General features: G+C 60.5%; 14 protein-coding genes. 10 read left to right on the top strand and 4 right to left on the bottom strand.

Features of this window, described 5'->3' with window-relative positions; translation table 11 throughout:
• The coding region (locus tag AC4DF4_RS14820) for a helix-turn-helix domain-containing protein (RefSeq protein ID WP_490048888.1) at window positions 1–507 on the bottom strand (507 nt) is incomplete at its 3' end.
• Between the two features lie 313 nt (window positions 508–820).
• Window positions 821–1,252 (bottom strand): DNA replication/repair protein RecF, encoded by a 432-nt coding sequence (locus AC4DF4_RS14825; RefSeq protein ID WP_490048889.1) that lies wholly within the window; start codon window positions 1,250–1,252, stop codon window positions 821–823.
• 169 nt (window positions 1,253–1,421) lie between these two features.
• Between AC4DF4_RS14825 and AC4DF4_RS14830 the strand changes: the two genes are divergently transcribed.
• From AC4DF4_RS14830 to AC4DF4_RS14855, 6 genes are all read left to right on the top strand, one after another.
• Window positions 1,422–3,188 carry an assimilatory sulfite reductase (NADPH) flavoprotein subunit gene (locus AC4DF4_RS14830; protein ID WP_490048890.1) on the top strand — a complete coding sequence of 589 codons (1,767 nt, stop codon included), beginning with the start codon at window positions 1,422–1,424 and terminating at the stop codon, window positions 3,186–3,188.
• A 20-nt stretch (window positions 3,189–3,208) separates the two neighbouring features.
• Complete coding sequence (locus AC4DF4_RS14835; protein ID WP_490048891.1) at window positions 3,209–4,930, top strand: NADPH-dependent assimilatory sulfite reductase hemoprotein subunit; 1,722 nt, start codon at window positions 3,209–3,211, stop codon at window positions 4,928–4,930.
• Window positions 4,931–4,944: 14 nt separating this feature from the next.
• The gene (locus AC4DF4_RS14840; RefSeq protein ID WP_490048892.1) at window positions 4,945–5,691 is read left to right on the top strand and encodes a phosphoadenylyl-sulfate reductase; all 747 of its coding nucleotides are present in this window, start codon (window positions 4,945–4,947) and stop codon (window positions 5,689–5,691) included.
• Window positions 5,692–5,746: 55 nt separating this feature from the next.
• Window positions 5,747–6,709 (top strand): cysteine synthase A, encoded by a 963-nt coding sequence (gene cysK / locus AC4DF4_RS14845; RefSeq protein ID WP_490048893.1) that lies wholly within the window; start codon window positions 5,747–5,749, stop codon window positions 6,707–6,709.
• Window positions 6,710–6,906: 197 nt separating this feature from the next.
• On the top strand, window positions 6,907–7,914 hold the full coding sequence (locus AC4DF4_RS14850) for a hypothetical protein (RefSeq protein WP_490048894.1): 1,008 nt from the start codon (window positions 6,907–6,909) through the stop codon (window positions 7,912–7,914).
• Complete coding sequence (locus AC4DF4_RS14855) at window positions 7,911–9,302, top strand: TonB-dependent receptor (RefSeq protein ID WP_490048895.1); 1,392 nt, start codon at window positions 7,911–7,913, stop codon at window positions 9,300–9,302. Before AC4DF4_RS14850 ends, AC4DF4_RS14855 begins: the two co-directional genes overlap by 4 nt.
• Window positions 9,303–9,311: 9 nt before the next feature.
• Here AC4DF4_RS14855 and AC4DF4_RS14860 read toward each other — a convergent pair whose 3' ends face one another.
• A complete protein-coding gene (locus tag AC4DF4_RS14860; protein ID WP_490048896.1) occupies window positions 9,312–9,791 on the bottom strand; it encodes a hypothetical protein in 480 nt (159 codons plus the stop codon).
• A gap of 149 nt (window positions 9,792–9,940) precedes the next feature.
• On the opposite strand from AC4DF4_RS14860, the gene purC reads away from it, so the two are divergent.
• Complete coding sequence (gene purC / locus AC4DF4_RS14865) at window positions 9,941–10,651, top strand: phosphoribosylaminoimidazolesuccinocarboxamide synthase (protein WP_490048897.1); 711 nt, start codon at window positions 9,941–9,943, stop codon at window positions 10,649–10,651.
• A gap of 4 nt (window positions 10,652–10,655) precedes the next feature.
• Here the strand turns inward: purC and rimK are convergent, their stop codons facing one another.
• Window positions 10,656–11,552 (bottom strand): 30S ribosomal protein S6--L-glutamate ligase, encoded by an 897-nt coding sequence (rimK, locus tag AC4DF4_RS14870; protein WP_490048898.1) that lies wholly within the window; start codon window positions 11,550–11,552, stop codon window positions 10,656–10,658.
• A gap of 144 nt (window positions 11,553–11,696) precedes the next feature.
• Here rimK and AC4DF4_RS14875 point away from each other — a divergent pair, with 144 nt between their 5' ends.
• The 3 genes from AC4DF4_RS14875 to AC4DF4_RS14885 all read left to right on the top strand — a co-directional run bounded on the left by AC4DF4_RS14875 (window position 11,697) and on the right by AC4DF4_RS14885 (window position 14,206).
• The gene (locus AC4DF4_RS14875; RefSeq protein ID WP_490048899.1) at window positions 11,697–13,088 is read left to right on the top strand and encodes a UTP--glucose-1-phosphate uridylyltransferase; all 1,392 of its coding nucleotides are present in this window, start codon (window positions 11,697–11,699) and stop codon (window positions 13,086–13,088) included.
• A gap of 97 nt (window positions 13,089–13,185) precedes the next feature.
• Window positions 13,186–13,803, top strand: coding sequence for an HAD family hydrolase (locus AC4DF4_RS14880; RefSeq protein ID WP_490048900.1), 618 nt, complete (start codon window positions 13,186–13,188; stop codon window positions 13,801–13,803).
• A 187-nt stretch (window positions 13,804–13,990) separates the two neighbouring features.
• Window positions 13,991–14,206: an OST-HTH/LOTUS domain-containing protein gene (locus AC4DF4_RS14885; protein ID WP_490048901.1), complete on the top strand. Its 216-nt coding sequence runs from the start codon at window positions 13,991–13,993 to the stop codon at window positions 14,204–14,206.
• Window positions 14,207–14,253: the final 47 nt, after the last annotated feature.

Genomic DNA, 14,253 nt, shown 5'->3' on the forward strand with positions numbered 1-14,253 from the left:
GTTTTCAGGCGGATTCATGTAGAGTCCCACCACCTCAAGCAGCTTCTCTTCAAACTGGGGATCCGGACTGAAGTTGAACGTTCTCAAACGATGAGGATGGAGATCATGTTCTTTCCGCACGCCGTGCACATAGCTTTTTGAAAGTTTCAGTTTCTTCGCAAGTCTCTGGCTGCTCCACCGGCTCATTCCTTTGGGCGGCTTGCCGCATACCGTGGTCACAATCTTCTGCTTCGTTTGTGGGGAATGAACTGGCGGTTTGCCTGCGCGAGGCGCATCTTCAATACAAGACAGTCCGCTCTGCTGAAAGCGGGTGCGGACATTGCTGATTGCGTTGCGATGCATGTCGAGTTTCATGCCTATTTCAACGTTGCTCATGCCTTCTGCCGCAAGCAGCAGGGCTCGGCATCTTCTTGCGATACGGTGTTCAAGAGTTCTGCGGCGCAGCAATGATTCAAGATGAAGGACTTGATCTGGCTGCAGCAAAAGAGGTTGAGCGGTCCGTGCCATGATTGAATCATAGCACAGACTGTTCCAGGTGCACAGTTATTTCAAGGACGTTTCACTAGGTTAGCTGTCGTCGAAAAAGACTTTGCAAAGAATATGGATGAAGCCCGTCACAGACGGGGAAATCTGATCCGGGAGAAGCGACCGGACAACAAAAGGAATCCCAATGCCGGGCGCATCGATACGGAAACATCGGGCACGATTGTTGATCCTTCATCCCGTCCCATCACCTCGCAAAAATGGTTTTGGCCGGGTCTTGTCAGCGCGATTCTGGTTGTCCTTGCAGGTCGGATTCTCATTAAGCGGAGAAAGTGATTCATGAGTAGGCGGCGGCATCTTGAATGCTAGCGGGATCAATCTGCGTGCCGAGGAAATCCAAATACCGACGGCGTCCCTCGCCGGGGCCGCGGACCAGTTCCAAATCCTCGTTGCCCATCCACACCACCAGCTCGCCGTCTTCGAGATAGCGCGTTTGGCTGGGGCGGATTTGCTCGTCTATCTTGAGCACCAATCCCTCGCGCGAATACCGCACCTGCAGCTCGCTGCCCCAAGGATCGCCCGCGATGCCGAATCCCTTGCCGCCGAACCGCCCGAGCGCGGTCATCCGGTGGGTGCGCGGTGAGTGTAGCCGGACCAGCATGCACAAGGCTTCCAGAATCGAGGTTTTCCCCTGAGCGTTGTCCCCGGTCAAAATCGCGCCCTCCGCCGGGACTTCAAGGTCCAGCGAGGCAAAGCATCGGAAATCCATCAAGCGCAGCGAGCGAAGCACGGCGAAGGAGTAGGGGGAAATCCGGGCGCTGGGAAGTGACGATTGGAGCGCCGGAGAGAAAGCATCGTGAAAAAATGGTTGCGTATCGCGGCGGTTGCATTCACTTTTTGGCCGAAACCTCATAAAAAAAGGTAATTAACTAAGGATTATGCTTCCAGAGCACGCCCCATTCACTTCTGACCAGCGCACCGCGTTGGATTCGCTTCTTGCCGGCTTCAATCCTGTCCAGCGCGGCTGGCTCAGCGGCTTCCTCGCCGCCTCGGGAACCGCGCCGGCTGCCGCGCCCGCGCCGGTTTCCGCTGGTAAACTCACCGTTTTATATGGCACCGAGTCGGGGAATTCCGAGGTGCTCGCGGACCGTGCCGTGAAGGCCGCGAAGAAGCGGGGATTCCAAGCCGTCATGAAAAACATGTCGGAAATCTCCATGGCCGAGCTGGCGAAATCCACCAAGCTTCTCGTCATCGTTTCCACTTGGGGCGACGGCGAACCTCCCGAAACCGCAGTCTCGTTTTACAAGGAATTCATGAACTCGGACCTTGCCTTGTCCGACGTCCGCTTCTCGGTTTGCGGGCTGGGCGACACGGCGTATGAGAAATTCTGCCAGATCGGCAAGGATGTGGACGCCAAGCTGGAAAGCCTCGGCGCGACGCGTGTTTCAGCCCGCCAGGATTGCGATGTGGACTACGAGGACGCCTACGCGGGCTGGTTGGAAAGCGCGCTTTCGGCGCTGGCTCCGGCCTCCGCGGCTGCGGTCGTTCAATCCACGGCCCCGGCGTTTGCCTCGTCGGTCGAGTATGGAAAAAAGAACCCTTTCCCCGCCGAGACCCTTGATAAGGTCGTTCTGAATGGCGAGGGCTCCGCCAAGGAAACCCTGCACTTCGAGTTTTCGCTCGCCGCTTCCGGGCTTTCCTATGAGCCTGGCGATGCGCTTGCGGTCATTCCGGTGAATGCTCCGGAAATGGTCAAGGACATCATCCAGGCCGCAAAGCTGACGGGGAACGAAGAAGTCGAAGTGAAAAACGTCGGCCGCAAGCTGCTCGCCGACGCGCTCCGCGAAGACTACGACATCACCGCTCTCTCCCGCGCCGTTTTGACGAAACTCGCCGAAGCCGGTAATTCCGCTGCGCTGCGCGAGCTGCTCGCCGAGGACGCGAAAGAGAGTTTGAAGGAATTCAGCAGCGGCCGCGAGATCCTCGACGCCATTGTGGAATTCGCGCCCAACGGGCTTTCCGCCGACGCGCTCACGGGAATCTTCCGCAAGCTGCCACCGCGGCTCTACTCGATCGCTTCCAGCCCGCTGGCCCATGTCGACGAAGTCCATCTCACGGTGTCCGCCGTCCGCTACGAAAGCCACGGCCGCAAACGGAATGGCGTCTGCTCGACCTATCTCGCCGACCTCGTGAAACCGGGCGATCCGGTCCAGGTCTTCGTGCAGCCGAACAAGAATTTCCGCCTTCCCGCCGATGGTTCCACCCCGGTCATCATGGTCGGCCCCGGCACCGGAATCGCGCCGTTCCGCGCCTTCGTCGAGCACCGCGCGGCGCTCGGCAGCCCGGGCAAAAACTGGCTGTTCTTCGGCGACCAGCATTACACCTACGACTTCCTTTATCAGCTGGAGTGGCAGGAGCATCTCAAGGAGGGCGCGCTCACCCGGCTCGACCTCGCGTTCTCCCGCGACCAGCCGGAGAAAGTCTATGTCCAGCACCGGATGCTCCAGCAGGCGAAGGATCTCTATCAATGGCTCGAGGAAGGCGCGCACTTCTATGTCTGTGGCGACGCCACCCGGATGGCCCACGACGTCCATGAAACGTTGATCTCGATCGTGGAAAGCCAGGCGGGCATTTCCCGCGAAGCCGCCGAGGCTTACGTCGAGAACCTCAAGAAAACCAAACGCTATCAACGCGACGTTTATTAAATTTCAAAATTTCCATCATCATGAGTGACAAGAAACTCTCCGCGAACGAATACATCAAGATCGACAGCAACTACCTCCGCGGCACGATCGCCGAGGGGCTTGCCGACCTTTCCACCGGCTCGATGTGCGAGGACGACCAGCAGTTGCTGAAATTCCACGGCACCTATCAGCAGGACGACCGCGACATCCGTGCCGGCCGCCGCAAGCACAAGCTGGAGAAGGCGTTTTCCTTCATGATCCGCATCCGCGTGCCGGGCGGCGTTGCCAGCCCGCACCAGTGGTTGGAGACGGACCGCCTCGCCACGCAATTCGCGAACGGCACCATCAAGCTGACCACGCGCCAGGCGTTCCAGTTCCATGGCATCATCAAGACGAATCTCAAGCGCACCATCGCCGAGATCAACCAGGCCGCCATGGACACCATCGCCGCCTGCGGTGACGTGAACCGCAACGTGATGTGCAATCCGAACCCGCATCTCTCGAAAATCCACGCCCTGGCATTGAAGGCGGCGGAGGATATTTCCGCCCATCTCACGCCGCAGACCCGCGCCTATCACGAGATCTGGCTGGACGGTGAGAAAGTGAAGTCCACCGAGGAGGATTTCGAGCCGATCTACGGCAAGACCTACCTGCCGCGGAAGTTCAAGATCACCATCGCCGTGCCGCCGTCCAACGACGTCGATATCTATGCGAACTGCCTTTCCTTCATCGCCATCGTCGAGGACGGCGAGTTGGTCGGCTACAACGTCGCCGTCGGCGGCGGCATGGGTTCCACCCACGGCAACGAGGCCACCTATCCGCGCATCGCGGACGTGATCGGTTTCTGCACGCCGGAGCAAGTCGTGGACGTCGCGGAAAAGGTCGTGCTCGTGCAGCGCGATTTCGGCGACCGCACGGACCGCAAGCACTCGCGCTTCAAATACACCGTGGACGACTACGGCCCGGCTTGGATTCTCGCCAAGTTGAATGAATACCTCGGCTACCAACTCGGACCCGTCCGTGATTTCAAATTCGAAGACAACGGCGACCGCTACGGCTGGGTCGAGGATGCCAATGGCAATTCCCACCTCACGCTCTTCATCGCCGGCGGCCGCGTGCTTGACACGCCGAGCTATCCGATGCGCAGCGGGCTCCGCGAGATCGCCAAGATCCACGACGGCGACTTCCGCCTCACGGCGAACCAGAACCTCATCATCGCGAATGTTTCACCGGCCAAGCGCCCGGAAATCGAGAAGCTGCTCGCCGAGTATGGCATCAAGGACAGCCATTTGAAGAGCGCGCTCCGCCTCAACTCAATGGCCTGCGTCGCCCTTCCGACCTGCGGGCTTTCCCTCGCCGAAGCCGAGCGCTATTTGCCGGACCTCATCACCGAGCTTGAGGAATCCCTCGAGGAAAATGGCTTGCGCCACGACGCCATCACCATCCGCATGACCGGCTGCCCGAACGGTTGCGCCCGTCCGTTCATCGCTGAGATCGGCTTCGTCGGTCGCGGTCCGTCCGCTTACAACGTCTATCTGGGCGGCGGCTTCGCGGGTCAGCGCCTGTCGAAGCTCTATCGGGAAAACGTCCCGGCGGAGAAGATCAAGCCGCTGCTCGCACCGATCTTCCAAAGCTACGCCAAGGAGCGGAATGACGGTGAACGATTCGGCGATTTCTGCATCCGCAACGGCCATGTGGCAGAGACCATCCAAGGGCCGGATTTCCACAAGAATCTGAAGCCCGAGGCGCTCGCCAAGGCTTGATAAATCCCCCCGCCATGGCTGCCTTGAAATTCCAACCGCCCGCAGGGGTTTCCACGGACATCGACGCCGCGGAGCTTTCCGCCGCCCTCGCGCCGCTGCGCGCCGGGGAGCGGCTGCGCTTGCTCTACGAACAGCTCGGCGACCGCCTCCTCGCATCCACCAGCTTCGGCCTTCAGGCGGCGGTGATGCTGCGCCTGATTCACGAATACGCACCGAAGATCCCGGTCGTCTTCATCGACACCGGGTTCCTGTTTCCCGAGACCTATCAGTATGCCGAGACGCTTACCTCGATGTTCGACCTCGACCTGCGGATCTATCATCCGATAGTCTCCGCCGCGCGGATGCAGGCGGTGTGGGGAAACCTCTGGGAAGACGGAAAGGACGGCGCCGACCGTTACGGGCTGATCACCAAGATCGAGCCGATGAACCGCGCGCTGCGGGAAACCGGGGCTGACGTCTGGCTCAGCGGCCTCCGCCGCTCGCAGTCGAGCACACGTCTGGACCGGCCCTTCGTCGAGCAGCAGAAGCGGACCGTGAAAGCCTATCCGATCCTCGACTGGGCGGACGCGCAGGTGGATCTCTATTTCCATCAGAACGGAATTCCGCGGCATCCGCTCGCCGAGAAAGGCTACGTTACGATGGGCGACTGGCATAGCACCCGGCCTGCCGAGGACGGCGATTCGGAATCCACCCGCTTCAACGGTGAAAAATACGAGTGCGGACTTCATCTTGACTCAGGCACTCCCGATTTCCAGATTTGACCTGCCAGAAGCTGACTGAGGCAGCCACGACACATTTCCCCAAAACTCCACCATCATGAACATCGCCGAAAACATGGTTGCCACTGTTGGCAATACTCCCCTGATCCGCCTCAACCACATCACCGCCGGACTCGACGCCGAGATCTGCGTGAAGGCTGAGTTTTTCAACCCGCTCTTCAGCGTCAAGGACCGCATCGGCAAGGCGATGATCGAAGCCGCCGAGAAGGACGGATCGCTCAAGCCCGGCGGCCTGATCATCGAGCCGACTTCCGGAAACACCGGCATCGCGCTCGCGTTCATCGCCCGCTCGAAAGGCTATCGCTGCATCCTGACCATGCCGGAAAGCATGTCAATCGAGCGTCGCGTGTTGCTGCGTCTGCTCGGTGCGGAAATCGTCCTCACGCCGCGCGCCCGCGGCATGAACGGTGCCATCGCGATGGCGAAGAAGCTTCTCGAAGAGCACGGCGAAGGTTCGTTCGGACCCGGCCAGTTCGACAATCCGGCGAACCCGCAGGTCCACCGCGAAACGACCGCCGAGGAAATCTGGCGCGACACCGACGGCCAGGTGGACGCGTTTGTCGCCGGAGTCGGTACGGGCGGAACACTGACCGGAGTCGGCGAGGTTTTGAAATCGCGCGGCACGGCCAGAATTTTCGCGGTGGAGCCTGCCGCGAGCCCGGTGATTTCCGGCGGCGCGCCGGGCCCTCACATGATCCAGGGGATCGGTGCCGGCTTCATTCCGAAAAACCTCAACGTCTCGATCATCGACGAGACCATCCTGGTTTCCAACGAGGACGCGATCGCCACCGCGCAAGCCTTGGCGCAGCTCGAAGGTTTGCCTGCGGGAATCTCCACCGGAGCGAACGTCTGGGCAGCGATGCAGGTCGCCAAACGCCCTGAATTCAAAGGCAAACGCATCGTCACCATCGGCTGCTCGTCCACCGAGCGCTACCTCTCGACCGCGCTGGCCGAGAAGGTCCGGGAAGAGGTTTCGAGCCTGCCGGTCCACGAAATTTAAGGCGGAACGGGAATTTCCGGTCAATACTGACAGCAAGCTTGCGCTTCGCCATCCTGATAGCCCAGGGTGGCGGCGTGACAGACACCATGGAAAGCGCCCGCCGATGGAGTGGTTATGTTTGCCCGGATTGCCGGTTCGTGTCCCGCGTGCCGAGGGATCATGACGGGAAGGGGATCCTTTGTCCGAGTTGCCGGCGGATGCTGAGGATTCCGACATCGCTGAACACACCGCCGCCATTGATCGCTCCGCGGCGGGCGGTGGATGAATCCGCTAGAGAGGGGAAGCTGCGCGGGTCGAAGAACCGCCGCCGCAAGAAGGCCGGCAGCGCGGAGAATCTCGCATGGGAGGCAGAGCCGAGATCATCCCGCGCGGAAAACAACGGGAAGGACCAAACTGGGCTGTTGTTGATCGGCGGGGTGGCCATGTTAGTGCTGGTCGCGGCCGGGGGTTTTCTCGCCATGAGCGGGGGAATCAAGCCGATCATCCACTCGGTGGGTCAAGTTGCCGAGCCACCCGCCGCTGTTCGGAATCCTGACGAGTCCGTCATTCCGCCCGCGGCCCGGCGCAGCGAGGCGGCTTTGCTGACCGAAGCCGAACCCTTGGCACGAAGATTCCTCGAAGCGACGACGGTGGAGGAACTTCTGCCTCTCGTCCGCAATCCCGCGGTGGCGGAAGCACGCATGCGCGGGTTTTATCCCGGAGGGATGGTCGAGGCTCCCGGCATGCAGTCGCTCGACTCGGGCGCGGGTCTTTCTGTCAGGGACAAGCTCGTCTCGCTCGCTGTGAGGACCCGCCATTTCGAGGAGAAATCACTCGCTTTCATTGATACCCCGCAAGGTCTGAAAATCGACTGGGAAAGCTGGGTCGGCTGGTCGGATATTTCCTGGAAAGAGTTCATGGCAACCAAGCCGACAAGTGGGCATGTCTTCCGCGTCATTCTGGCTCCGGTGGATTACTATAACTTTGAATTCACCGACGATCAAAAATGGCAGTCCTACCGTATGGAGTCTCCCGACCATGAACATTCGCTTTATGGTTATGCCGAGAAGGGCAACGTCTTGAACGGAAGAATCCTCACGGACAAGGACACCAAAAGCATCAACCTGATGTTGTCGCTCAAGTTCCCCGCCGGTGCGACTTCCAACCATCAGGTGGAGATCGAGCGCTTCGTTGCCGAGGGCTGGGTGGAGGAGGATTCTCAATGACCCCGACGGCTTACGACAAGGCGCTAGAGCTGAATCTGGACCCGGTCATTTACGGCACCTTCGCCGAGATCGGCGCCGGCCAGGAAACCGCCAACTGGTTTTTCCGCGCGTCCGGCAGCGCGGGTCTCGTGGCGAAGACGATTTCCGCCTATGACATGACCATGAGCGACGCCATTTACGGCAGTGCCGACCGCTACGTGTCGGCAAGCCGGCTCGGCGCGATGCTGGATCACGAGTACTCGATCCTGCTCGAACGCCTCGCCCCCAAGCGCGGCAAGGAGACGACTTTTTTCTCGTTCTGCAACACCGTGCGCGCCCGTGGCTGGCAGGATAGCGGCGAATGCCACGGCTGGCTCGGGTTGCGCTTCCAGATGAAGCCGGGCGATCCTCCGTCCGACATCACGCTGCACGTTCGGTTGTTGGACGCCGGCTCGATCGGCCAGATGGAGGCGCTCGGCATCATCGGCGTGAACTTGATTCACTCGGCATTCCACCACCGCGGGCATTTGAAGAGGTTCGTCGAGTCCCTGTTGGACAATCTCGCCCCCGGGCGGGTGGAGGTGGATTTGTTGAAATTCACCGGCCACGGCTACGGCTTTTTCGACAACCGTCTCTGCGCCCTGCAACTGGTCGAAAGCGGGCTGACCGACGCGACGATGTTCCTTCCTAACGGTGAAGTCGTCCAGCCCGCCGAGGCGCTTTACGGTCGCCCGGTGCTGCTGCTGCGCGGCAGTTTTGATCCGGTGATGAACGTCCATCTTGAAATGCTGGAGAACGCGCGAGAGAGTTTCGGCCGCTCGGTGAGTGCGGCAGATTGCGATTCGGCCATCGAACTGTGTGAGATCTCGATGCACAACCTGCTGCGAGACTGCGGGATGGATCCGGTGGATTTCCTGGACCGAGCGGACGCGCTCCAGTCGCTTGGGAAAACCGTAATACTCTCCCGCTGCGCCGAGTTCCACCGGATCGCGGCGTTTCTCCACCGCTATACCAGCAAGCCCATCGGCATCCTTCTCAGCATCGGTTTGCTCAACGAGTTGTTCAAACCGAAGTGGTCGGAAAGCCTCGCGGGAGGCCTGTTGGAATCCTTCGGACGCTTGTTCAAGAAGGGCGTCACCCTCTACGTCTTTCCTTGGAAAAACCGCCGCACGGGCGAACTCGTCACTGCGGAAACCTTCCTCGCTCCGGAGGACAGCGTGCATCTTTATCAGCACTTTCTAACGAACAAGCGGATCCAAGGCATTTCCTGTGACGACGACCAGTTGCTCGATTACACCGGTCGCGACGTTTGCCGGATGATCCATTCCGATGATACCCGCTGGCACGAATTGGTCCCCGAAGTGGCATGGCCGATGGCGGAGCGCCACGCCCGGCTCACCGGGTCCTGAGGCGCGGGCTCACTCGCGGGTCGCGTCCGTCCTGGCCCCGCGAAGATGCGACGGCGTCTTGAGCAAGTCGAAGTCCGAGCCGCAATACATGCAGCGGAACGTCTGCGTAGCAATGATCGAAAGGGTGGCGCTCACTCCGTGGCTGAAGGGAGGGACTCGCTTTGCCCGTGAGTGGGGGCGGGCTCCCGAGTTGATCAGCGGTGTCCCTTTGCAAAGCGGGCAATAGGCCGAACGCCGTTTGAAAAACGCGATCAGCCAGGTCATCACGCTGAACCCGATCCCGCCGAGAATGAGATTTCTCGCAAGCGGACTCGGCTCCAGAAAGAACAACACGAGCGCGGTGACCGTCATGATGAGCCCCAAAAAATGCAGCGCCGAGAAGAACACGGCGACGTTGAACGGCCGTTTTGATGGCAGCGAACGGGCGTGCAAAAACCTCGCCTTGGGAGGCGGCAGGGAGTGGCTGGCGTGGGACTCTCCGTGGTTCATTTCGCTGCGGCAGGTTCCAGAAAAGCCAGATAGCATGCAAGTTCTCAATTCTCAAGTGCCGGGACGCATCCGGTGGTGTTTTCACAATCATTTCATCATTCGGATTCAGCGCTCTTGACCGGAGCGGGGAGGGGTTTTAGGACTTCCGCATGACCCCACTTTACGAAGGAAAAGCCAAGCGTCTCTGGGCCACCGAGAATCCATACACCCTGCGCATGGAGTTCAAGAACGACGCCACCGCCTTCAACGGCGAAAAGAAGGCCAGTTTCGACAACAAGGGCCACCTCAACAACGAGATCAGCACGCTCATCTACGGCATGTTGGAAAAGGCCGGCGTGCCGACTCACTTCGTCCGCCAGATCGATGACACCAACGTCGAGGTCAAAAAAGTCGATATCCTCATGGTCGAGGTCATCGTCCGCAACTTCTCCGCCGGCAGCTACTGCAAGCGCACCGGCATCGAGGAAGGCCGAGCCTTCTCCCAGCCGATCGTCGAGTATTCCTACAAGAGCGACGAGCTCGGCGACCCGCTCATCAACGACGACTACATCCGCGAAATGGGCCTCGCCACTCCGGAAGACCTCGCCCATCTGCGGAAATCCGCCCTCCAGGTGAATGGCATCCTCATCGATTTCTTCGCCAAGTGCGGACTCAAACTCATCGACTTCAAGCTCGAGTTCGGCCGCCTGCTTTCCGATCCATCTGTCATCGTTCTCGCCGACGAAATCAGCCCCGACGGCTGCCGTCTATGGGATCTCAAGACCGGCGAGAAAATGGACAAGGACCGCTTCCGCCGCGATCTCGGCGGGGTGATGGAGGCCTATCAGGAAGTCCTCGGCCGCATCAAGGCCCAGGGCTGATCCCTCACTTGTCCGTTGATTTGGACGGCTTCACCGCCGTCCGTTCGATGAACTCGATGATCATTCCGGCGACGTCCTTTTTGGACGACTGCTCGATGCCTTCAAGGCCCGGGGAGGAATTCACCTCCATCACCACCGGGCCGTGATTCGAGCGCAGCAGGTCCACGCCCGCCACGTTCAGGCCCATCGCTTTGGCCGCGCTGATCGCCACGGCGCGTTCCTGGGCGGTGATTTTGACTTTCTCCGAGGTTCCGCCGCGATGCAGGTTCGAGCGGAACTCGCCGGGAGCGCCCTGCCGTTTCATCGACGCCACCACTTTTCCGCCCACCACGATGCAGCGGATGTCGGCGCCCTCCGCCTCCTTGATGAATTCCTGGACCAGGATGTTAGCATTCAGCCCCTTGAACGCCTCGATGACGGATTCCGCGGCGTTGGTCGTTTCCGCCAGCACCACGCCCACGCCCTGGGTGCCCTCCAGCAGCTTGATGACCAGCGGCGCGCCGCCGCACATCTTGATCAGCTCGCCGGACGCCTCGGTGTGGTGGGCGAAACCCGTCACCGGGAGCCCCACGCCGCGTTTCGCCAGGATCTGGAGCGAGCGCAACTTGTCCCGCGAGCGGGCGATGGCCACCGAATCATTCAGGGAAAAAACATTCATCATCTCGAACTGCCGGACGACGGCGTTGCCATAAAACGTGTGCCGCGCCGCAATCCGGGGAATCACGGCGTCCGCCACCAGCTCCTCGCCATCGACGTAGATCCGCGGCTTGCGCGAGGTGATGTTCATGTAGCAGCGGAGGTAGTCCACCACCCGCACCTCGTGTCCCCGCGCCTCGGCGGCGGTGACAAGGGCGGCGGTGCTGTAGAGCTGCGCGTTGCGGGAGAGAATGAGAATTTTCATGCGGGGAAAATGGACCGGAGGGTAAGGCGGAAATGCGGGTGCGTCCAATAGTCATGCAGCCTGCCGGTCAACTCTGTTTTGTGACTTTCAGCGTGACCGGGATCCCATCCTGAATCAGTTTCGCGGCGTAACATTTTTTGACTTATGGGAAATTTCGCCGCTTTCGAGACCAAGATGATCGCCGCAGGGATGGGCGATGCCGCCATTCGTGCCTTCCGCAGAAACTACGAGGCGCTGCTGCGCAACGAGTCGGGGTTGATCCCGGAAGAGGCGATTTCTCCAGCGGAGGGGCTGGCTTCGTTCGAGGAAATCGTCTCGTCCGGCGCGGCGGACGCGGCGCTGTTATCGCAAGCGGTGGTGATCAAGCTCAACGGCGGGCTCGGCACGGGCATGGGCTTGCAAGGGCCGAAGAGTCTGCTCTCGGTGCGCGACGGGGTGAACTTCCTCGACCTGATGGTGCGCCAGATTTTGGATCTCCGTAAAACCAGCGGCGCGAACGTGCGGCTGCTTTTGATGAACAGCTTCAGCACCAGCGAGGACACGCTCGCGCATCTGGAAAAATACCGCGCGCAGGGTCTGGCCGACGCCTCCGAGGTCGAGCTGATGCAAAACCAGATTCCGAAGATCGACGCGGCGACATTTCTCCCGGTCGAATGGCCGGCGGACCTGGATCTGGAATGGTGTCCGCCGGGTCATGGCGATCTCTATCCGGCGCTGGTCGGCAGCGGTTGGCTGGACCGCTTGCTGGCGGAGGGCGTGAAATACGCCTTTGTTTCCAACTCCGACAATCTCGGGGCGATTCTTGATCCTGCGATCCTCGGTTACTTCGCCAGATCCGGCGCGCCGTTCCTGATGGAAGTCACGCGGCGGACTGCGGCGGACCGCAAGGGCGGACATCTCGCCGTGCGGAAAGCCGACGGCCGCTTGTTACTGCGCGAAGTGGCGCAATGCCCGGAAGAGGACATGGAGACGTTCCAGAACATCGACCGCCATCGTTATTTCAATACCAACAGCCTCTGGCTGCGACTCGACTTGCTCAAGGAGCAGCTCGCCGCCGACTCCGGCGTGCTGCCGCTGCCGATGATCCGCAACAACAAGACCGTCGATCCGCGCGACAAGAAATCGACGCCGGTGGTGCAGTTGGAAAGCGCGATGGGCGCGGCGATCGAGTGCTTCGAAGGCGCGGCGGCCATCGACGTGCCGCGCAGCCGTTTCGCGCCGGTGAAAACCACGGGCGACTTGCTGGCGCTACGATCCGACGCATACGAAGTGCTGGACGACGGCCAAGTCCGCCTCGCCGCCTCGCGGAACGGGGTGCCGCCGGTGATTTTCCTTTCAGACGAATACAAGCTGGTGGATCAAATCGAGGTGCTGGGAGTTCCCGGTTTGATCGGTTGCGATACTCTGAAAATCAGCGGCCCGATCCGGTTTGCGCCGGGCGTGGTGATCGAGGGGGAGGTGGAGTTCAAAAATACCTCGACGGAAACCAAGACGGTGGAACCCGGCGTTTACAAAGATCAGGTCGTTAATTTGTAAATGACTGTGACCAAATCGGCGCTCCTGAGAGCGCTCGATGATTTCTCTCTCACCGGTCTTGCCTCGTCTTGATTCTGGGCCTAAGTGGTTCGCGCACATGGCAAATATCGGTCCCTTCCCGTTCCCATCCAAAGGTTTTGATGCGGCAATTTTCGACTGCGACGGGACGCTCGTGGACTCGATGCCAGTCCACTTTGAAGCCTGGTGCGACGCGCTCGCGCTTTACGGTGCCGGCGGTGTCTTCAAGGAGGACGTTTTCTTCGCCATGGGCGGCCGGCCGACGATGGACATCGTGGTCGAGCTGAATGACGAACACGACCTACGGCTGGATCCTGCGGCCGTGGCTTTGGCGAAGCGGGAATTTTTCCTGAAGCGGCTTGATCTGGTGACTTTGATCGAGGAGGTGGCCGCATTCGCGGAAAGCCTCCGCGGCAAGGTGCCGATGGCGATCGCGACCGGTGGCAGCCGGTTTGTGATCGAGAAGACGCTCAAGATTGTCGGAATCTCCGACTGGTTCGACGAGGTCGTGACCGCGGATGACGTGGTGAATGGAAAACCGGCCCCTGATATTTTCCTCAAAGCCGCCGAATTGCTCGGCGTGGCGCCCTCGAAATGCCTGGCGCTCGAAGACGCGCCCGCCGGAATCATCGCCGCGCAGAACGCGGGCATGCAGGTCATCGCGATTCCTTGCCCGCTTGTTTCCTCCGTTCGCTAGGATGCGGTGCTCTTGGTGGGGGGGCGTGTGTCGGCGGGGCGGTTTGGTAGAAGGCCCCGCAATGAAACAATTCCCTTCACTGAGCCTGGTGCCGCTGGATGCTATTTGAAGAAGGGGAAGTGATCCGGGATGAATTGCGAGCTGCACGCGCTTTCTCTATCTGGAGGAGGAGGAGTCCAAGGGCCGGGTGCCAAACAAGGTGGAGGACAAGCCGCCCAAGGATTTGAAGGATCTCAAGGGCAACACCAAGCTGATGACCACGCTGCGCAACGCGGTGAAGGAATCCGCGGAGGAGGAGGACGGCTGGGCGCGGCTCGGGCCGGTGGGATCGAGGATCTCCAATTCCGGGCCCTTCGACCACCGGACTTTGGCGGACCCGAAAGTTCGACCACGGAGGGGCTAAACTAAGCTGGTGTGGTGGGGCGCGGGAAAGAGATAGGTGATCATGGA

The sequence above is a fragment of the Luteolibacter sp. genome, from assembly GCF_058122085.1.